This window comes from Flagellimonas sp. (assembly GCF_965601775.1).
Taxonomy (GTDB): domain Bacteria; phylum Bacteroidota; class Bacteroidia; order Flavobacteriales; family Flavobacteriaceae; genus Flagellimonas.
Genome location: NZ_OZ271837.1, coordinates 890812 through 911644, shown reverse-complemented (window position 1 = coordinate 911644; position 20833 = coordinate 890812). Strand labels below are relative to the sequence as shown.

At 39.9% G+C, this 20833-nt stretch carries 19 protein-coding genes; 13 read left to right on the top strand and 6 right to left on the bottom strand.

Features of this window, described 5'->3' with window-relative positions; genetic code table 11:
- Positions 1–46 precede the first annotated feature (46 nt).
- Together ubiE and ACSLUF_RS04375 are read left to right on the top strand one after the other, a co-directional pair.
- The gene (ubiE, locus tag ACSLUF_RS04380) at positions 47–775 is read left to right on the top strand and encodes a bifunctional demethylmenaquinone methyltransferase/2-methoxy-6-polyprenyl-1,4-benzoquinol methylase UbiE (protein WP_435624914.1); all 729 of its coding nucleotides are present in this window, start codon (positions 47–49) and stop codon (positions 773–775) included.
- A 4-nt stretch (positions 776–779) separates the two neighbouring features.
- Positions 780–1478: a porin family protein gene (locus ACSLUF_RS04375; RefSeq protein WP_435624913.1), complete on the top strand. Its 699-nt coding sequence runs from the start codon at positions 780–782 to the stop codon at positions 1476–1478.
- Between the two features lie 19 nt (positions 1479–1497).
- Here the strand turns inward: ACSLUF_RS04375 and ACSLUF_RS04370 are convergent, their stop codons facing one another.
- Positions 1498–2223: a TrmH family RNA methyltransferase gene (locus tag ACSLUF_RS04370; protein ID WP_435624912.1), complete on the bottom strand. Its 726-nt coding sequence runs from the start codon at positions 2221–2223 to the stop codon at positions 1498–1500.
- 23 nt (positions 2224–2246) lie between these two features.
- On the opposite strand from ACSLUF_RS04370, the gene ACSLUF_RS04365 reads away from it, so the two are divergent.
- From ACSLUF_RS04365 to accD, 3 genes are read left to right on the top strand one after another with little or no spacing between them, the layout of a single operon-like run.
- Positions 2247–4844: a BamA/TamA family outer membrane protein gene (locus ACSLUF_RS04365; protein ID WP_435624911.1), complete on the top strand. Its 2598-nt coding sequence runs from the start codon at positions 2247–2249 to the stop codon at positions 4842–4844.
- 54 nt (positions 4845–4898) lie between these two features.
- A complete protein-coding gene (fbaA, locus tag ACSLUF_RS04360) occupies positions 4899–5966 on the top strand; it encodes a class II fructose-bisphosphate aldolase (RefSeq protein ID WP_435624910.1) in 1068 nt (355 codons plus the stop codon).
- A 33-nt stretch (positions 5967–5999) separates the two neighbouring features.
- Positions 6000–6860: an acetyl-CoA carboxylase, carboxyltransferase subunit beta gene (gene accD / locus ACSLUF_RS04355; RefSeq protein WP_435624909.1), complete on the top strand. Its 861-nt coding sequence runs from the start codon at positions 6000–6002 to the stop codon at positions 6858–6860.
- Between the two features lie 47 nt (positions 6861–6907).
- Here the strand turns inward: accD and ACSLUF_RS04350 are convergent, their stop codons facing one another.
- Positions 6908–7789: a hypothetical protein gene (locus ACSLUF_RS04350; protein WP_435624908.1), complete on the bottom strand. Its 882-nt coding sequence runs from the start codon at positions 7787–7789 to the stop codon at positions 6908–6910.
- 153 nt (positions 7790–7942) lie between these two features.
- Between ACSLUF_RS04350 and rpsO the strand changes: the two genes are divergently transcribed.
- The 3 genes from rpsO to ACSLUF_RS04335 all read left to right on the top strand — a co-directional run bounded on the left by rpsO (position 7943) and on the right by ACSLUF_RS04335 (position 11631).
- Positions 7943–8212: a 30S ribosomal protein S15 gene (gene rpsO, locus ACSLUF_RS04345; RefSeq protein WP_435624907.1), complete on the top strand. Its 270-nt coding sequence runs from the start codon at positions 7943–7945 to the stop codon at positions 8210–8212.
- Between the two features lie 188 nt (positions 8213–8400).
- Positions 8401–10608 carry a polyribonucleotide nucleotidyltransferase gene (locus ACSLUF_RS04340; protein WP_435624906.1) on the top strand — a complete coding sequence of 736 codons (2208 nt, stop codon included), beginning with the start codon at positions 8401–8403 and terminating at the stop codon, positions 10606–10608.
- Between the two features lie 159 nt (positions 10609–10767).
- Positions 10768–11631, top strand: a complete 864-nt coding sequence (locus ACSLUF_RS04335) for a sigma-70 family RNA polymerase sigma factor (RefSeq protein WP_073180565.1) — start codon at positions 10768–10770, stop codon at positions 11629–11631.
- Between the two features lie 221 nt (positions 11632–11852).
- Here the strand turns inward: ACSLUF_RS04335 and ACSLUF_RS04330 are convergent, their stop codons facing one another.
- The 4 genes from ACSLUF_RS04330 to ACSLUF_RS04315 all read right to left on the bottom strand — a co-directional run bounded on the left by ACSLUF_RS04330 (position 11853) and on the right by ACSLUF_RS04315 (position 14654).
- Positions 11853–12374, bottom strand: a complete 522-nt coding sequence (locus ACSLUF_RS04330) for a hypothetical protein (protein ID WP_435624905.1) — start codon at positions 12372–12374, stop codon at positions 11853–11855.
- Positions 12375–12459: 85 nt separating this feature from the next.
- Complete coding sequence (locus ACSLUF_RS04325) at positions 12460–13011, bottom strand: conjugal transfer protein TraO (protein ID WP_435624904.1); 552 nt, start codon at positions 13009–13011, stop codon at positions 12460–12462.
- Between the two features lie 26 nt (positions 13012–13037).
- On the bottom strand, positions 13038–13973 hold the full coding sequence (locus ACSLUF_RS04320) for a hypothetical protein (RefSeq protein ID WP_435624903.1): 936 nt from the start codon (positions 13971–13973) through the stop codon (positions 13038–13040).
- 15 nt (positions 13974–13988) lie between these two features.
- Positions 13989–14654 carry an SMI1/KNR4 family protein gene (locus ACSLUF_RS04315; RefSeq protein ID WP_435624902.1) on the bottom strand — a complete coding sequence of 222 codons (666 nt, stop codon included), beginning with the start codon at positions 14652–14654 and terminating at the stop codon, positions 13989–13991.
- 741 nt (positions 14655–15395) lie between these two features.
- Here ACSLUF_RS04315 and ACSLUF_RS04310 point away from each other — a divergent pair.
- From ACSLUF_RS04310 to ACSLUF_RS04290, 5 genes are all read left to right on the top strand, one after another.
- On the top strand, positions 15396–16430 hold the full coding sequence (locus tag ACSLUF_RS04310) for a helix-turn-helix domain-containing protein (RefSeq protein WP_435624901.1): 1035 nt from the start codon (positions 15396–15398) through the stop codon (positions 16428–16430).
- A 95-nt stretch (positions 16431–16525) separates the two neighbouring features.
- Positions 16526–17320, top strand: a complete 795-nt coding sequence (locus ACSLUF_RS04305) for a type 1 glutamine amidotransferase domain-containing protein (protein WP_435624900.1) — start codon at positions 16526–16528, stop codon at positions 17318–17320.
- A 23-nt stretch (positions 17321–17343) separates the two neighbouring features.
- On the top strand, positions 17344–19041 hold the full coding sequence (locus ACSLUF_RS04300) for a serine hydrolase domain-containing protein (protein WP_435624899.1): 1698 nt from the start codon (positions 17344–17346) through the stop codon (positions 19039–19041).
- Positions 19042–19130: 89 nt separating this feature from the next.
- Positions 19131–19790 carry a ribulose-phosphate 3-epimerase gene (gene rpe, locus ACSLUF_RS04295; protein WP_435624898.1) on the top strand — a complete coding sequence of 220 codons (660 nt, stop codon included), beginning with the start codon at positions 19131–19133 and terminating at the stop codon, positions 19788–19790.
- Positions 19790–20773, top strand: coding sequence for a YpdA family putative bacillithiol disulfide reductase (locus tag ACSLUF_RS04290; RefSeq protein ID WP_435624897.1), 984 nt, complete (start codon positions 19790–19792; stop codon positions 20771–20773). Before rpe ends, ACSLUF_RS04290 begins: the two co-directional genes overlap by 1 nt.
- Positions 20774–20833 lie beyond the last annotated feature (60 nt).

Here is a 20833-nt window from a genome sequence, read left to right as displayed (position 1 = left end):
CTCCTTCAATATCTCGAAGTCGTATCTTTGCGCGCAAAATATAGCTATGTCAGAGAAAGTTAACCCCTATAAGGACTCGGAACTTGGAAAAAAAGAGCAAGTAAAACACATGTTCGATACAATTTCAGGCAGTTATGATGGGTTAAATCGGGTTATTTCCTTTGGTATTGACGTAAAATGGAGAAAAAAAGTAGTGAAGTTGGTTGGTGAAACTTTTCCCAAAACCATTTTGGACATCGCCACTGGGACAGGAGATTTGGCGATCGCGTTAACCCAAACTGGGGCCGAAAAAGTTGTGGGATTGGATATATCACCTGGAATGCTGGACGTAGGCAAGGATAAGGTTTCCAAGAAAGATTTGACGGATATCGTAGAAATGGTCTTGGGTGACAGTGAAAATCTTGCTTTTGAGGACAATTCATTCGATGCCATAACGGTTGCTTTTGGTGTAAGAAACTTTGAAAATCTGGAAAAAGGGCTTGCTGAGATTCTCCGCGTACTTCGTCCGGGTGGGCGCTTGGCCATTTTGGAAACATCGGTTCCCACAAAGTTCCCTTTTAAACAGGGTTATGCTTTCTATACCAAATTCATTCTCCCCACCATAGGAAAAATCTTCTCTAAAGACCGTTCTGCCTATAAATACCTCAGCGAATCGGCTTCCGTTTTCCCCCATGGTATGGCTTTCAACAATATTTTGCGCAAAATCGGGTTTATAGGAATAGAGAACATGCCCCAAACATTTGGGGTAGCATCCATTTATGTGGCGACAAAATAATTGAATGAAAAACATCCTATTTCCCCTTTTCCTGTGTCTATGTCTATGCACAGGTACCCAAGCCCAATTCACAAAAGACCCTGTACTTAATCTGCAAAGTGAAGATTTGAAGCTTTTGAATTGGGGTTACTACCTTGGATTTAATCAATATGATTTTCAATTTGAGTACCGAAACGATACTGGACAGGACATTTTGGTGGATACCAGCTTTGGTTTCAATGTTGGGCTCATCGGGGAACTGCGTATCAACGAGTTTCTCGACGCTAGATTTGAACCTGGCCTTCTTTATACCCAGAGGCTATTGGGTTTTCCTGGCTTCTTATCGGAACAGGATGCCATACGCGAGGTTCGGTCCACCTACATTCGATTTCCTTTACTTCTAAAGGTTAGTGCTAGACGCTTTGGTAATTGGAAACCCTATATTACCGGTGGAGTTTATACCTCAATGAATCTAGGTGCAAAAGAAGATAGTTTGGATGATAATAGCAGTGGTGAGTTCCGAATGAAAAAAAATGTTTACGGTTATGAGCTAGGTTTTGGTATTGATTTTTATACGGAATACTTTAAGTTTTCTCCTTCCATCCGGGGTGTATTTGCGTTAACGGATGAGTTAGTCCCGGACAATGACCCTAACAGTCCCTGGACCGGAAATATTAACGCCATGCGTACCCGGGGTATCTTCATCAATTTCACTTTTGAATAAGTAAAGTCCAAACTTAGATTCATCCTCTTCGTATTTCACTAAGTAAAATAGCCGTTGCAGAAGCCACATTGAGACTTTCTGTGGATTGTGTCCCAAATTGGGGTATTCCTATTCGATGGGAGACCTTTTTCTTTATTTTATCGGAAATCCCGTTGGCCTCATTTCCCATGACCAAAATCCCATTTTTAGGAAAAGATTGTTCATACAGTGAATCACCGTCCATAAAGGTTCCAAGAATAGGTGTATTGGGATTTCTTTCAAAAAACTCAATAAGGTCTAAATACATGATATTCACTCGGGCAATGGAACCCATGGTAGCCTGAAGTACTTTGGGGTTGTAACAGTCCACTGTATCTTTTGAACAAATTAAATTTTGAATATCGAACCAGTCACATAACCGGATAATTGTACCTAAATTACCTGGGTCTCGAACAGCATCCAAGGCCAAAGTCCACCCTTTTAAAGCGGGTTCAATAGGCTTTGGAATATGAAACACCCCAAGAATTCCGCTTGGGTTGTTCTGACTGCTCATTTGGGCCAAGACAGAAGGTGTTACCAAAATTGCGGAATCCCCAAGTTTATTCTTGTATAATTCATTGTCCACATAAATTCCATTGGGTTCAATTCCCGAGTCCAAAACTTCCGTGACAGTCTTTAACCCTTCCACAACAAATAATGCATGTTGATTTCGGTACTTTTTTTGCTGTAAGCTTGTAACTAGTTTAATTTGGTTTTTGGTAACCATCTAAATCGTTAATTTTGGCGCCTATGAGGGTTCTTTTCCGTGAAATGGGTAACAAGGCAAAAATAGGATTATTGTTGCTCATGGCTACTTTTATGGGGTGCAATACCCTAAAAAAGGTTGGAGAGGACGAATTGCTTCTTACAAAAAATTCTGTTTTTGCCGATGGCGAGAAAATTGGGGATGAGGCCATCAAAAGTTTAATTGTTCAAAAGCCCAACAGCAACCTTTTGGGGTATCCCTTGCGTCTTAACCTCTATAATCTTGCTAAAGAAAACCCAGATTCCTCATTTCAAAGTTGGCTATATCGGAAAGAGAAAAGAGAAAAGAGATTGAACAACCTACTTTCCAAAAAACAGGTTGTCCGCCTTCAAGAATCATTTGTGGTAAAAGGAGCTAGCGAGTTTTTGAAACGTATTGGTGAACCCCCAGTGGTCATAGATACTACCCTGACACAACAAACTGTAGATCGAATAAAGGCATATTACAATAGTAAAGGGTACTTTAATAATTCCGGTACTTATGATATTGAAAAATCCAAAAGAAAAAAAAGGGCTCAGATTGCTTATCAAATTGACTTGGGAAAACCTTACGTCATTGATACGGTGTACAAGAATATTCTTTCCCCTGAACTAGATTCCTTATATGACCAAACAATCGATTTTTCTTTGATAAAAAAAGGAACGCAATTCGATTTGGTCAATTTTAATCAAGAACGGGAGAGACTAACAGCCTTGTTCAGGAACTCGGGGGTATATAATTTTCAGGAAAGTTCAATTAATTATGATATCTCCCGGGATACAATTAAAGCTTCGGATGACCAGCTTATGGAGGTACAGCTTAACATTCAAAACCCTTCTGGCTCCAATCAAGCCGATTCCGCTAGAACCTATCGTGTCCATCGATTTAAGAACATCAATATTTACAGTGATTATCTAATCGGAAGTACATCAGATTCATTGAATTCAATCCAGTATGAAAACTATACCATCTTCTTTAATGACAAATTGAAATATAAGCCCAAAGCCCTGGCGGATGCCATTTTCTTTGAAAGAGATAGTGTATATCGGGACCTGGATAGAATTCGGACGTATCGACAAATAACAAATTTGAACACCTTCAAATACCCCAATATCGAGTTTATCGCAGATTCGACAGATACCCAATTAAACACCAATATTTATTTGGCACCCAGACCTAAGTTTTCCCTTAGTTTGGATTTCGATGTGACCCATTCCAACATTCAACGGCTGGGTACGGCGCTTGGGGCTTCAGTAATTACCCGAAACGTTTTTGGAGGGTCTGAAACGCTCAATATAACAGCTAGGGGGTCAATTGGCCTACTAAGTGATGTTGCTGCCTTTTCGGGAGAAACCTTTACCTCCGAAATTGGAGGTGACATCAATATTACCTTTCCAAGAATATGGTTTCCCATAAATACGAAAAAGCTTATCCCTTATTATATGTTGCCCCAATCCCGATTTCTGGTGGGTACTAATTTTCAACGAAACGTAGGACTGGACAGGCAGACCTTTAATACCATTTTATCGTATAACTGGTCACCCAATTTGAGCTTGAAAAATGAAATTGAATTGATGAATATCGAGTTTGTACGGAATGTAAACCCGGACAACTTCTTTAATATTTATCAAAATACTTTTAGCAATCTAGATAACATTGCTGATGACTTCGATGACCCTACTGAATTTCCAGAATTGGCAGACTTCTTTGAAGCAGCAGATGACCCTGGTGACCCGTTTAGACTGAACATTCCTGATGGAGCAGATGGTTTTATAGATGCTGTTCTTGCCAATGAAGTTCCCGTTACAGCCGGACAATTGGATGAGGTAAATAGTATTGATGAGCGTCAACAGCGTCTTACGGAAAACAACCTCATTTTTACCAGTAGTTATACCTTCACCAAAAACAGTAAAAAAGACATAAATGACAATAATTTTTATCAAGTTCGGGCCAAGATTGAAAGTGCCGGAAACGCATTGTCTCTTTCGTCCAGTTTTATTCCTTTCAATGAAAACGATGATGACCAGCTTTTGGTGTTCGGAGTCCCATTCTCCCAATACATAAAAACTGAACTTGATTATATAAAACATTGGAGGTTGGGAATCTCTGAAGTATTTGCGATGCGTGCATTTTTCGGTATGGCCGTTCCCTATGGAAATTCAGAGAGTATACCCTTCGTACGAAGTTATTTTGCAGGTGGCTCTAACGATAATAGAGCATGGAACGCCTATGAACTTGGGCCGGGAAGCACTAATAATCTCAATGATTTTAACGAAGCCAACCTAAAGCTTGCTTTTAATTTTGAGTATAGATTTCCCTTGGCAGGCGATTTAAAAGGGGCACTATTTGCAGATGTGGGTAATATTTGGAATGTTTTTGACAATGAGGATAACCCAGATGCCGTATTTACTGGTTTTGACTCATTAGGTGAACTAGCCATTGGAACAGGAACCGGTCTCCGTTATGATTTCAGTTACTTTGTTTTCAGATTAGATATCGGTTTTAAAACCTATAACCCAGCATTGGACCCTTCTAGGAGATGGTTTACCGATTATAATTTCCGGAACGCCGTATTTAATGTTGGAATTAATTACCCATTCTAGCAGAAATATTTTATTACTTTTGTTCCCTGATTTTAACCCTTACTAACGAGCACTATGTCCCACAATATTAAACCCGGAGTCGCCACTGGTGACGAGGTAAAAGCAATTTTTGACCACGCCAAAGCCAATGGCTATGCATTGCCCGCTGTCAATGTTATTGGGTCAAATACTATCAATTCTGTATTGGAAACTGCAGCTTCCATCAACTCACCGGTTATTATCCAGTTTTCCAATGGTGGGGCACAATTCAATGCTGGAAAAGGCCTTTCCAACGAAAACCAAAAAGCAGCCATCCTTGGTGCAGTAGCAGGCGCCAAACATGTTCATGAGATGGCTGAGGCTTATGGGGCGACTGTAATTTTACATACCGACCATTGCGCCAAAAAGTTATTGCCCTGGATAGATGGCTTACTGGATGCTAGTGAGGCTCATTACAAAGCCACTGGCAAATCCTTGTTCAGCTCCCATATGATAGACCTTTCTGAAGAACCTATTGAAGAGAATATAGAAATATGTAAGGAGTATCTTGAGCGCATGAGCAAAATGGACATGACTCTCGAAATTGAATTGGGTGTTACCGGGGGAGAAGAAGATGGCGTGGACAATACAGATGTGGACAGTTCAAAATTGTATACCCAACCAGAAGAAGTTGCCTACGCATATGAGGAACTATCCAAAGTAAGTCCAAGATTTACTGTAGCAGCGGCCTTTGGTAATGTTCACGGAGTCTATAAACCAGGAAACGTTACCTTAACTCCTAAGATTTTGAAAAACTCGCAAGAATTCGTTTCTGAGAAATACGGTGTGGGTCATAACCATATAGATTTTGTATTCCATGGCGGTTCTGGTTCTACTGTAGAGGAAATTCGGGAAGCGATTGGATACGGCGTTATCAAAATGAACATTGATACTGATTTACAGTATGCTTTTATGGCAGGTGTTCGGGATTATGTAGAAGGAAAATCTGCTTACCTTCAGGCTCAAATCGGGAACCCTGAAGGTGGTGACCAGCCCAACAAGAAATTCTATGATCCTAGAGTGTGGCTTAGGGAAGGTGAAAAAACCTTCGTTGAACGTTTGAAAAAGGCGTTTGAAGACCTTAACAACGTCAATACCTTATAATTCGTAATAGCCGTTTAATTAAATTTCGTTTACATGTCGTCTTGGTTTAAAAGAAAGGAAAAAGGAATTCAAACCGCCACTGAGGAAAAAAAAGACACCCCGAGGGGATTATGGTACAAGTCCCCAACCGGTAAAATTGTAGAATCGGAAGAACTTGCCAAAAACTTTTACGTAAGTCCTGAGGATGACTACCACGTACGAATAGGAAGTAAAGAATATTTCGAAATATTATTTGATGACAATAAGTTTCGTGAATTGGATGCCAAGCTTTCTTCGAAAGACCCGCTTAAGTTCGTAGATACGAAGAAGTATTCAGATCGTTTAAAAGCAGCTGAGCAAAAAACCGGATTGAAAGATGCGGTTCGAACAGCGGTGGGAAAATCGATGGGCAAAGAATTGGTAATTGCCTGTATGGACTTTAGTTTTATTGGAGGTTCCATGGGAAGTGTGGTAGGTGAAAAAATTGCCCGTGCCATTGACGTCGCCAAAAGACGCAAGATTCCGTTCGTGATGATTTCTAAATCCGGAGGAGCAAGAATGATGGAAGCAGCCTTATCCCTAATGCAGTTGGCCAAAACTTCAGCGAAATTGGCCCAATTGGCAGAAGCCAAAATACCATATATCTCTTTATGCACCGACCCTACTACTGGAGGTACCACAGCCTCTTATGCTATGTTAGGTGATATCAATATTTCGGAGCCAGGAGCGCTGATTGGTTTTGCCGGACCTAGGGTAGTAAAGGATACGGTTGGCAAAGATTTGCCCGAAGGCTTTCAAACCTCGGAATTCGTAAAAGAACACGGGTTTTTAGACTTCATTTCCCACAGAAGCGATTTGAAAAAGAAAATCAATTTATACATTGATTTAATAACGAATCAGCCGATTAGAGCATAAAAAAAGCCTGCGATTGCAGGCTTTTTTATTGAATTTCTTTGAACTGACTACTTCAAAAATCTTCTAAGGAATATCTCGGTTTCTGTTCCATCGGGCTGGGTCAAGATTCCTTTGGCGTCACAACTTCCATCTCCAAAATCAAGACTGGCTGTATTGTCGTTTCTGGATATTTCCAAAACACCACTTACAATAAATCTACAAGCCAATTCTCTACGCAAAGGAGTAATTACTTCTTTCATGTACACATTTCCAAGTCTTCCTATATAGGTTCTTTTTCCGGTAATCAAGAAAACATTGTCTCCCCAGAAACCAGTACCAAAACCTTCTATCCATTCCCGGGTACGAGTCCCAGAAAAAGAAGCGGTATCCCCGTTAGGCCAAGTAGCAGCGAAATTAGATTCCACCGTGCCTTGAGGATTGCCATTTTCATTCGAGCGCACTCGCAAAACACTGGCAGAACCTTCAACAGCAACATCATTGAAAGTGAAGTTCTCCAAAGTTAGAGCAATTGTCTTGGAAGCGGCTTCCATGTCCTTGGCATAACTTAAGTTGATAATACCGCTCAATACGTTCCCATTAGGAAGTTCACAGCCTTCACCAAAATCAATGGTTTTTTCTCGGGTCGTATCTGTTACCACGGTAGTAATGGTTACACAGTCAGGCAAATAGTCAGAAGTGTAATCACTTTTAGCTGTTAGGGCAATTTCGTCTGCGGCATATACATCTTCAGCAACAGTTGAAACTTCTTCAGAAATCATTTCGGCTTCATCACTTACCTGCAGTTCAGCTACAGTAATCAATTCATCGTTGGAAGCTTCCACAATAGGTTCTTCCGATTCTTCGGTACAAGATGCCAACACCAAAAATGACAGTGCCAAGGCAAATGGGGCAAATTTCATAAAGTTCATTGGATTGAGACTCTTTTTCATAATGATTGAATTTTAGGATTTGGCCTTTTGACCAATCAAAATCAAAAAGGTTTAATTAAAACTGAAAAAATTTTTCAATCTAAAAAAAGGATTATCTTTGCACGCTGATTGAAAGACAATCAAATACATAAAAATCATTAAAATAATATTGGAATGTATTTATCTAAAGAAGTAAAAGCGGATATCTTCAAGAAACATGGAGGTTCCGAACAAAACACCGGTTCTACGGAAGGACAGATTGCCTTGTTCACTTACCGTATCAACCACTTGACGCAACACCTGAAAAAGAACCACAAGGACTATGCAACTGAGCGTTCTTTGGTGAAATTGGTAGGTAAAAGAAGAAGTCTTTTGGACTACCTAAAGAAAAAAGATATTGAAAAATACCGTACCCTTATTAAGGAACTAGGTATTAGAAAATAAGTAAATGGGAGGCTTCGACCTCCCTTTTATTTTGGTCTTTTTTAGACCGCAGTTTCGGAACATCCGAAGCATTCTTAAAAAGCTGCATTCAGTTTTTCATTGGTCAACACAACAACACAACCCGACCGTCCGGAAGGCGGTAGACCAAATGTTTAACGACTCGAAGCGTTTCGAGTAAGATTATTTTTATGATTCCAAAAACTTTTAAAGAGGTCATTGACCTCGGTGACGGTAGGGAAATCTCTATTGAAACTGGAAAATTGGCCAAGCAGGCCCATGGCTCTGTTGTGGTTCAATCAGGGAAATGTATGCTATTGTGTACTGTAGTTTCCAATTATCAAGCCGCAGATGTGGACTTTTTGCCATTGACTGTGGATTATCGTGAAAAATTCGCCGCTGCAGGACGTTACCCTGGCGGATTTTTCAAAAGAGAGGCCCGTCCGAGTGATGGTGAAGTATTGACCATGCGTCTAGTGGACCGCGTATTGCGCCCCCTTTTCCCAAAAGACTATCACTCTGAGACCCAGGTGATGATACAATTAATGTCTCATGACGAGACGGTAATGCCAGATGCCATGGCAGGCTTGGCAGCATCAGCGGCCATTCAATTATCTGATTTGCCTTTTGAATGTCCTATTTCTGAAGTTCGAGTAGGTCGTGTAAATGGGGAATTGATTATCAACCCAACGTTTGCCCAACTAAAAGAATCCGATATCGATATGGTTATCGGAGCTTCCGAAGATTCAGTGATGATGGTTGAAGGCGAGATGAGTGAGATTTCCGAAGAGGAAATGGTGGAAGCCATCAAGTTTGCGCATGAAGCGATCAAGGTTCAATGTGCCGCTCAGGTCAAATTGGCAGAAGCTTTCGGAAAAAAGGAAGTTCGCGAATACGAGCCAGAAGATGAGGATGATGAACTCAAGAAAAAAATCCACGATATGGCTTATGACAAAGTCTATGCTGTGGCCAAAGCAGGTTCTTCCAAAAAAGAACGTGGTGAAGCTTTCTTCAACATAAAAGAAGAAATCAAAGCCACTTTTTCAGAAGAAGAATTGGAGGAAATCGGAGGATTGGTTTCTAAATACTACCATAAAACAGAAAAAGAAGCTGTTCGTAACCTTACGTTAGAGGAAGGATTGCGTTTAGATGGAAGAAAAACCGACGAAATTCGCCCAATCTGGTGTGAAGTGGACTATTTACCGTCTGTTCATGGTTCGTCCATCTTTACTCGTGGGGAAACACAGGCCCTTGCCACGGTAACCTTGGGAACATCGAGAGATTCCAATATTATAGATATGCCCTCTTACGAGGGAGAAGAATCCTTTTACCTACACTACAACTTCCCTCCTTTTTCAACTGGGGAAGCACGACCTATCCGAGGAACCTCCCGTAGGGAAGTAGGACACGGTAATTTGGCGCAAAGAGCGTTAAAAGGAATGATTCCTGATGATTGTCCTTATACCGTCCGAGTGGTTTCAGAAGTACTTGAATCCAATGGCTCTTCTTCCATGGCAACAGTATGTTCAGGAACTATGGCCATTATGGACGCTGGTGTACAGCTTAAAAAACCAGTTTCTGGTATTGCTATGGGATTGATTACCGATACTGAAACTGGAAAATATGCGGTTCTTTCCGATATTTTGGGTGATGAAGACCACTTAGGAGACATGGACTTCAAAGTGACCGGTACTTCTGATGGTATAACTGCTTGTCAGATGGACATTAAAGTAAAAGGGCTTTCTTACGAAATCTTAGTAAAAGCTTTAATGCAGGCCAAAGATGGGCGTTTGCATATTTTGAAGCACCTTACCGATACGATTGAAGCTCCACGCGAGGAGGTTAAATCGTACGCTCCAAAAATTGTTACCAAAATCATTCCAGGGGAATACATTGGTGCGGTTATCGGTTCCGGTGGAAAAGTAATTCAAGAATTGCAAAAAGAAACCAATACGACTATCGTTATCAATGAAGATCCTGATACGGAAGAGGGTATTGTGGAGATTTTAGGTACGGACCAAGCCGGTATCGATGCGGTAATCGCCAAAATCGATGCAGTCATGTTCAAACCTGAAGTGGGTAGTATCTATGAAGTGAAGGTTATTAAGTTACTTGACTTTGGTGCCGTAGTTGAATATACCGAAGCACCAGGTAACGAGGTATTGCTACATGTTTCCGAACTGGCCTGGGAACGCACAGACAAAGTAACCGATGTGGTAAATCTTGGTGATGTCATCGATGTGAAATACTTTGGTTTGGACCCAAGGACCAGAAAGGAGAAAGTTTCCAGAAAAGCTTTGCTTCCAAAACCAGAAGGATATAAGGAAAGACCCCCACGCAATGACCGTGGAGGAGACCGTAGAGGGGGTAATCGTGATAGAAAACCGCGAAGAGATTAACATTTGTTAGCATATCCTCAAAAACCCCGGAAAAATATCCGGGGTTTTTTCTTTACGAAAAAAAATTCAAATAAATTTTATCAAATTGTAACTTTTTGGCATTTCCTACGTATAAACTAATGAGCTCCGGTTCACAAACTAAATTTGAAGGGAAATTAAATGAGACAGTTAAAGATTACAAAACAGGTTACCAATAGGGAAACCGCATCGTTGGACAAGTATTTACAGGAAATCGGTAAAGTAGATTTAATCACTGCCGATGAGGAAGTAGAATTGGCACAACGAATCAAAGCGGGAGACCAGATAGCCTTGGAAAAATTAACTAAAGCCAACCTCAGATTCGTGGTTTCTGTTGCAAAACAATACCAAAACCAGGGATTAACACTTCCCGATTTGATTAATGAAGGAAACCTTGGATTGATTAAAGCCGCACAACGTTTCGATGAAACTCGTGGATTTAAGTTCATTTCCTATGCAGTATGGTGGATTCGTCAATCCATTCTGCAAGCCTTGGCTGAACAGTCTCGAATTGTGCGTTTGCCATTGAACAAGATTGGTTCCATTAACAAAATCAACAAAACTTTCGCCTTTTTGGAGCAAGCACATGAACGAGTGCCTTCTGCAGAGGAAATTGCCAAAGAATTGGACATGACCGTTGAAGATGTTAAACAATCTTTGAAAAACTCTGGACGACATGTATCCATGGATGCCCCATTGATTGATGGTGAAGATTCCAATTTGTACGATGTATTGCGAAGTGGCGAATCTCCCAATCCAGACAAGGAGTTATTGCATGAGTCTTTGCGTACCGAAATCGAAAGAGCACTAGAGACCTTAACACCCAGGGAAGCTGATGTTATTAGGCTATACTTTGGTTTAGCGGGTCAACACTCGATGACTCTTGAGGAAATCGGGGAAACTTTTGACCTGACTCGAGAGCGTGTTCGACAAATAAAGGAGAAAGCTATCCGTAGGCTGAAACATACCTCTAGAAGCAAAATTTTAAAGACTTATTTAGGATAATTCTTAATATTATCAAAACAAATTACAGTTAAACATACCTTAAATTGTTTTTTTGGCAAGAAAGTTGTAATTTGTAACCCTATAACAGTTTATCATGACTGTTCGTTTTTTGATTGATGAATAAACTCCGGCTGATTACCGGAGTTTTTTCATTTATATAGGGCAGTAGATTTTTGAAATAATGAACCCGTTGAACCGGTATCTAATTTCTTGCAAAAAGATTATTTCCCCTCTTCTAGCTTCTCTTTAGAGACATATTTGTAAAGCGACGCATCCAAATCGTTAAAAAGCTTTTCAATTGAACCTATTATCTTCTTGGAGTAGGATTTTGGTTTACCATTTTTTTTGAAATAGATGCTTCCATCTTCAAGGGGTAAATTGGCTGCTCCTTCAGGAGCCCAAGCTGCCAATCGCAATGGGTCGAATTTGTACGTCCCTTCATCAAAAGTAATTTCAATTTCATACTGGTAATCGGAACATTGGGATTCAACACAAAAACCCTTTTTCTTAATTGATGCTATACGAATTTTATAATTGGCCTCATCCAACCGTAGTACTTGCTCGGGGTTAGCGTAGCTGCTTGTAATCCACAATTTTGCCTTGGCATAAATTTCTTTGGAACTTAATCCTGAAACTTCCTTGGTTACATAATCAGTAAGACCATTTTTATCATATTTGAATTCTTGCGCAAAAAATGATGTAATACTTCCCAAAAGAAGGGTTAGGGTCAACAGCTTTTTCATATTTTCGTTTTTAAATTGATGGTTAAAAAAATACGTAAGAATTCTCTCTAAAGGTACTGTAAAAGGCAAAATCAATTTCTTAAAATCAATTTAAAAATACCCGAAGGCCTAGTCCCAAAAGGAGCTTGACTTCCTCGACTTCACTGTTATAATGATAGATTCCGGTAGTGGGAACTACCAAGGACAAAGTATCGGTTAGGTAAAAGTCCATTTCGAAAGAAGCAAAGGCACCAAATACAAAAGTATTGGCGGCCCTTTGTTCCGTAAATGCGGTTTCTTGGTAATTTTTTTTGGTTATTTCATATCCAACCGCAGGTCCTCCACCAAAGAAAATGGAAATACCACGTCTTTCTGAACGTAAAACGGTTGTATAATAACCGAGGTTCATGAGATAGTCTTCAAAAGGAAACTCCACCATGGAATTAGGTTGTTCATTGGAGAAAGCAGCTGTAAGCGTTAGCTGGAAATAGTCTGAAGGATTATGATGGTAATTAAAATTTGTACTTAACCCATAGCCATTTACTTTGTAATTCGGTGTAATTCCAAAAGATATATTACTCCTTTGCCCATGGGTTTGAATATATGAAGCCAAAAAGAGCAGCGTCAAGTATAGTAAGCGGAAACTCCGTTTTTTCATTAATACAGGAACTGATAGTTCAACATCTAGAGCACAGTCGGAAAAACACCTCTTGTCCCCATATCCATCACTTTTTCCCCTAATAAGGGCTCAAACTTTCCATTTCCATTAGTGTCTTTCCACTCAAAGCTCATGTTTACCGATATCACGATTTGAACATCAATATCCCGTACAGGTTTTTCGGGAACCACAAGAGCGGATTGAAATTTTCCGGTTACGACGCAAGAGCCTGGTGGGATGGGGGAAGTCTCATTTATCGGATTTGGGACTGTAGTTCGATTGCTTTCTCCTTCGGTCAAGTGATTAAAAGGAAAACCAGATATTTCTCCAGAGGTCTCCAGTCCAAAATACCCTTGCAGTTTATTGGAATCAACTGTAATTGTTTGATTGCCTAGAAAATACTGGTTGATATAGGTATTAAATCCCAAAAAGGAAGCCACGGTACCCTCTACATCAATATCGTCAGCTACACCTTTGGGCCAAGAAGTATGTTGGATGGATAGTCCTGCTAAATTGTATACTATTTTATACTGCTGAAAACCTATGGAGGCTCTAAAAAACTCATAGGTACCAGGCGAAACATCGCTTAACGGGATACTTATTTTATTATCAGATTCGGTCAGAAACAATTCATTCTCAAAATCAATTGCTTCCAAACCCCCTTGATTTGTAGTAGGGGAAGAAAAAACAGTAGTTCCATTTTCAAAGGGTGTAAACTTATCAGGGTACAGCCCAATAAAATGTAGTCCCAAAACTTCAAAATCTGGATTTTGAGCAGCATTTCCAGCTGGAATTCCCACCGCCTCACCTAAATTATCCAATCGTTCTGCACTTGCATCCATTACAAAGGAAATATTCAGCATGAAATCTTCTGAAATTTGGTCTTCTTCCTCTAAATCCGAAGAACAGGATACTAAAACCAAAAGACCACTGAAAAGATAGCTCCATCTGATTCTCTTCATTATCATCTATTTAGATTAATTTATACTCGTTTCATATCCAAACCACGAAGATGGGTTTTTGAACAAGGAACCGTCAATGAGTTCATCCAACCAACGTTCATACCAATCAAGAAAACTAAAGTCTTTAGCAAACCGTGGCATACCCAAATCCATACTTAGATTTACCATTCTTCCCTGATAAGGACCATTTAATACTATTCCGTGAAGAAAGGCACATCCTTGAGAACCAATGGGCAGAACTCCAGAGTACAACTTGTTTATTTCTGCGGAATACTCCTTGTCTGAAATACCTTCATTCCTCAGTTTTTTGGTAAGCTCTCCCCAAACATTTTGATTAATTTCAGGTCTTAGAATGCACGATTTTCCCAAATATTTTTGGGGACTGGAATAGAGGAGTTCTTCTACCCCCTCACCTAACGGAAATATCCCATAAAAAGGACCAGCAGCAGAATTCCTGTACCCCTCACCCCCATTCCCTATTTCACCTATAAACGTTTTATAACACTTTGGCAAGCAGATGGCATATTTGGCTTCAAACTCCTCTATTTGTCTAGAAGCAGCTGGCTTGCCGAGAATATATTTGTGACCTCCTGAACCAAACACCTTGAAGTCCGAATCAATTTGTTTGGCTTGGATAAGCTTCGTTTTTATTCTAGCTATCTGTCCTGAAAAATTCGACATTTCTATTTTCGATGAGTCTTTAAGGCTGGTAAATTCAGTTGAATTTCAATGTTTTGCCGGCCGATATCATTCTGTCAAATTATCCAAACCCATATGGTTTCTTCATAGTGAATTGATAGATATAGTTTTTGAGTTGACGTATAAATTCAAAATCCCATTCATAAAATCAACGCCTTGATTTATCAAACAGCGCTCTTGGTCCATCAATCGGTATATCCAATCCTTCATCCTTTGTAGTAGTTTTAGCTTATGATTGCTTTTTGGACCATAGTAGTTTTAGCCGCCTTAGGCTTGTTATATATCTGGATACGGCTCGTCAAAATGATTATTCCTTCCAACAGTTTGGAATTGAAGTCCAATGGTCACGGGGATTCTTTTGAGTCTCAATCTTTCGTCGAAACTGGAAACGTCTTCTCTAAATTGACGAAGATTCGTAACCCAATTTCTTTAAAGAACCAAAACCCTAGAGGCAATAAATAGCCTTTAATACCTTAATATGATTGCTGAATTTCTCATTTTCCCATTTATCCTTTTGCTATATGTAGTAGGGCTGTATTTCTATGATTTTATAAACAACAATCGTAGATTTTAGATTCACAACGGCAAACTCCTATGGCCTTAGCGAGTACAATGGGTAATTTTTCGTCTACACCGGCATCTATGATCGCCAAATCAATGAAAAAAGGAAATATCTGTCTAATTCCTTATTTTTAGAAGGTAAGTGTAGACCTCTATTTCCTAATGGAATTTAATCAAACCTTACTTTTCTTTTTTAGTGCACTTGGCGCGTTTAATGGGCTTTGTTTGGGTCTGTATTTTTTATTAATCGCCAAACCCAAACATATTTCCAGCAAATTTCTAGGTTTCCTTTTGCTCATGTTAAGCGTACGAATTGGAAAATCCGTAGTGTTCTACTTCAATCCGGATTTGGCATTTATTTATCTTCAGATTGGATTATCTGCCTGTTTCTTTATCGGTCCTTTTCTCTATTTCTACGTAAGGTCCATGATAGAACCCAAAAGTACGATCCACAAAACATGGAAATACCATATCGCCCTTCTATTGCCCTTAATTGTGGCTGTCGGGTTTCTATTTCCTTTTGAATTTCATATCCACCTTTGGAGGCCCTATATTATATATAGCATATATCTTCAATGGTTTTTCTACATTCTTGCTTCGGGATGGATACTACGCCACCTGCTTGAAAAGTTACTTACATCACCAACCAAATTGGATGCCAGAAGTATTTGGGTCCTAAGTGTCTTCTTGGGCAATCTTATTATTTGGGCAGCCTATTTCTTTACCAACATTACGTATTACCTAGTTGGTGCACTAACCTTTTCCTTCTTGTTTTATTTGCTTGCCCTATTGGTTTTTATCTGGAAAAAGAACAAACAAAATGTGTTTATCCCCGAACATAAATATGGTGCAAAAAAAATTCAGGTCAATCAAGCCAATTCCCTATTGGAGCAACTGCAGGACTTAATGACCTCGGAAGAGCCTTTTATCAACGCTGACTTGAAGTCCTCAGACATTGCCAAAAAAGTAAATATCACGGTACATCAACTATCACAATTGCTAAATGAAAATCTTGGAAAAAGTTTTCCACTGTTCATCAATGAGTATCGCATTGCAAAAGCATGTAACCTCATAAAATCCAATTCTTCACTTACGTTAGAAGCCATTGGCTACGAATGCGGATTCAACTCTAAATCCACGTTTTACACTACCTTCAAGAAAATTAAAGGGGTAACTCCAGCTCAGTACAAAGGATAAGATTAAGGTTCGTATTTATAAACCCGAACTTCCAATTTATAATTTGTAATCCTCAATGGCTGCGAAAAAGGCAATTTGTTCAAAAAACGGAACAAATGAAGCATTTTTGCCTCCTTCTTCTCCTAGTCAGCTTTTTTGGATGTAAAGATTCCAATGAACAGATTGTCAAGAAAACTCCCCGTACTTCCATTTCCTCAGAAGATGCAGAGAATGGTCGTATTCTATTTATAGTTTCCAACCAGTACACCTATGGAAACTCAAATATCAATGCAGCCAATCACTTTTCCGAAATCGTTTTTGCATATGACGTCTTCAAGAAGGCGGGCTTCGAGATTGATTTTGTGAGTCCGAAAGGGGGAGCCATTCCCATCGGCTATTTAAATACATCGGACCCTTTGGAAAAACAATATCTATACGATTTTGAATTTATGGGACAGCTTAAAAATACCTTCACACCCAGCCAAATAAATCCAGCAAAATACCAAGCAGTCTACTATGGAGGCGGGGGAGCTGCCATGTACGGTGTTCCAGAGAACCAAGCCATTCAGAAAATTACCATGGCCGTCTATGAAGAAAACAAAGGGGTCATCTCTGCAATTTGCCATGGCACAGCGGGGATAGTTAATCTAAAAACGCAAGATGGGAGATACCTTTTTGATGGAAAAAAGGTAAATGGTTTCCCTGATCTATTTGAAAATAAGGAAGCGGCCTATTACCAAGAATTTCCTTTTTCCATAGAACAAACCATACGAGAAAGAGGTGGGAACTTTTCATATTCGGCAGAAGGTTGGGACAATTACTTTGTTTTTGATGGCCGATTGGTAACAGGACAAGACCCCACCGCAGCTGCTTCTGTAGCTCATAAAGTAATCGAGTTACTTTCAAAATAATAACTAATTCAAAATCATACCCTATGAAAAATATATGCATTCTTTTGGTCTTTCATTTCATTGTTTTTATGACACCCATGCTTTTGCAGGGACAACAACAATCCGCTATTGACAGCATTTTTAGTCAATGGCAGAATAAAAAAGCCCCAGGGGTTGTAGTGGGACTCATTTACGGAGATGATAAAGATTACACACTTGCGTTTGGCTACGCAGATGTTCAAAATGAGAAGAAAAATACTGTTCAAACCCCCTTTCAGATTGGATACCTATCCCGCCAGTTTGTGGTTTTCGGTATTCTTGTTTTGGAAAGTCAGGAGAAACTCTCAATGGACGACTCCATACAGAAGTTCCTGACCGATTTTCCCAAATATGACCATGAAATCAAGGTTTCCCACTTGGTAAATCACTCCAGCGGACTAAATAACCACAGTGTCCTACGTAGGCTAATAGGTATTGAAAACAACGGTATCCATACCCAAGAGGATGCTCTTCACCTTATAAAAAGTCAGGAGAAACTCAATTTTGTTCCGGGAACAGCTTTTTCTCATATGACTTCCAAAACTGAAATCACCTTAATGCTGGAAATCATTAAAAATGCTTCGGGCCAATCTTTGGAATCGTTTTTTAAAGAGCATATGTTCCGTCCATTACAGATGAACCACAGCAGTTTTTCTGAAAGTTACAACGACATACTGCCCAACAAGGCCATTTCCTATCAAACTCAAGATGACACGCTGATGTTCCAAAAAGTCGGTTTCAACAATGTCTTTTATTCCACCGCGGAAGATATGATGAAGTGGTATCGGGCATTGACAGGGAAGTCCACATCCATACTTAGTCCCCTAATCCAAAAATTGGATGAAGCTGTCACACTTGAAAATGGGGATAAATTCGATTCATGGTGGGGACAACTCACTTTGGGCAGGTCTTTTTATCATAAGGAACGGGGGCTACCGGCTTATTGGCAATTTGGACGAATAGGAGGATATGCTTCGAACGTGTTTCGGTTTCCGGACCAACAACTAACCTCTTTTGTTTTAGGAAACAACAACGTTTACAATGGCATGCCAGCCATGCTTCATGCCAATCATTACATTGAAAATCAATATACCGAACCCAGTTCCATTGACGTTGGCTTACTCAAAACCAAAAAATTATCAGCAAAAGACTTAAAGAAGTATGAAGGCCATTTCTGGGATGCGGAAAGAGGTATTGCCCGCAGACTAGTAATGGAAAGGGATACTCTATTTTACAAACGCCTCAACCAAGAAGAAGGGACAGCTCTAATTCCTTTGGCTCATCCAGAGACCTTCCAGTTTCTAAATGAGGGAGATGAGAAAATAATCCTATCATTTAAGAAATCTGAAGGTAACCTTACCTACGACATCGCTCTTGACGAGAGCGAAGCGAACACCTATTTGAGATATACCCCAATAGAAGCTACAGCCAAAATTCTGGAAGAATATCAGGGGAGTTTTTATTGTACGAGCCTTAGAATCATTTACGATTTTAATATTTACGATGGACAACTCTCTGCAAAAGGCCCCAAAGGCAGAACAGTCGTATTTTATCCCGTAATGAAGGACACCTTCAGAAGCGATGCTTTGGAATTTGGAAGCATACGCTTTGACCGTGATACCCAAAGCAACATCCAAGGGTTTCGCATTTTTACAGATGGAATTACAAATCTTGAATTCATCAAACTGAAAAAGCCTTCATAGCGCCGCAGAAATACCGTTATCGCTTAGACAGTTCCTTAAAAAGTAAAACGAATCAATTCGCTACTTTTGTAACCTAAACAAGAGGTACTATGAGTGAGCGTTTGGTCGCCCCTTCTCTATTGGCAGCCGATTTTGCCAATATGCAGCATGACATCGAAATGGTAAATCAAAGTAGGGCCGATTGGTTCCATTTGGATGTAATGGATGGTGTTTTTGTTCCCAATATTTCTTTTGGGATGCCCGTAATCAAATCCATGGCGAAGCATACTCAAAAAACGCTGGATGTACACTTGATGATTGTTGACCCGGACCGATACATCAAAACATTTGCTGAACTCGGAAGTGATAACCTCACAGTACATATTGAAGCCTGCAGTCATCTCCATAGGACCATAGGCGCCATTCATGAAGAGGGCATGAAGGCTGGAGTAGCCCTAAATCCGCATACCTCCGTCAATCTTTTGGAAGATATTATCCAAGATATTGATTTGGTTTGCATCATGAGCGTAAATCCAGGTTTTGGCGGGCAATCCTTTATTGAAAATACCTACCAAAAGGTCAGTAATCTCAAAAATCTGATAGAAAGGAAAAATTCCAAGGCGCTCATTGAAATTGATGGTGGGGTTAGTACGACAAATGCCAAAAAGTTAGTAGATGTTGGAGCTGATGTGTTGGTAGCAGGCAGTTTTGTCTTCGGAAGTGAAGACCCTATAGCGACCATATCGGCCCTTAAAGATGAAATTTCGTGATGCAGGAGTACGATTTGGTTATTATAGGTGGGGGACCCATAGGTATTGCCTGTGGTTTGGAGGCCAAAAAAAAGGGGCTCTCCTATGTTATTATTGAAAAAGGTACCATTGTCAATTCCCTTTTCAATTACCCAATAAACATGCAGTTTTTCTCCTCATCTGAAAAACTGGAAATTGATGATATTCCTTTCATAAGCAAAGAGGCCAAACCCAAAAGGAATGAGGCTCTGGAATATTACCGAAGAATTGTCACTTCGAATAAGCTAAATATCCACTTATTTGAAATGGTGAATGAAGTCACCAAGTATGGGGATTCTTTCCAAATAAACACCTCAAAGGATAGTTATCTAGCCAAAAACATCATCGTAGCTACGGGATTCTACGACCTGCCCAACAAAATCAATGTTCCTGGTGAGGATTTGCCCAAGGTTTCCCATTACTACAAGGACCCCCATTTTTACGCTAGCCAAAAATTAGCTGTAATCGGGGCTAGTAATTCGGCTATCGACGCCGCTCTGGAATGCTACCGAAAAGGGGCGGATGTAACTTTGATTATTCGTGGTTCAGACGTTGGGCAACGGGTTAAATATTGGGTGAGACCGGATATCATCAACCGTATAGAAGAAGGAAGTATAAAGGCCTATTACAATTCGGAAGTAAAAGAAATTCTGGAAGAAGAGCTTATCGTAGATACCCCTGAAGGTAAAAAACACCTCCCCAATGATTTTGTTCTTGCCTTGACCGGATACATGCCCAACTTTGAATTTTTGGAACATCTTGGCATCAAGCTTTCCAAAGATGAAAAAAGATTGCCACAATACAATCAAGATACCATGGAAACCAACGTGGAGGGACTTTATTTAGCAGGTGTTATATGTGGCGGTATGGAAACCCATAAATGGTTTATTGAAAATTCTAGAATCCATGCGCCCATTATCATCCAATCCATTTTGGAAAAAATGCAATGGGTTGGACAAGCCTGATTCCTGAAAAGTAAAGCCTTAAATTCTTATTTTTAAAGGACAACCTAAAACCAACAACAG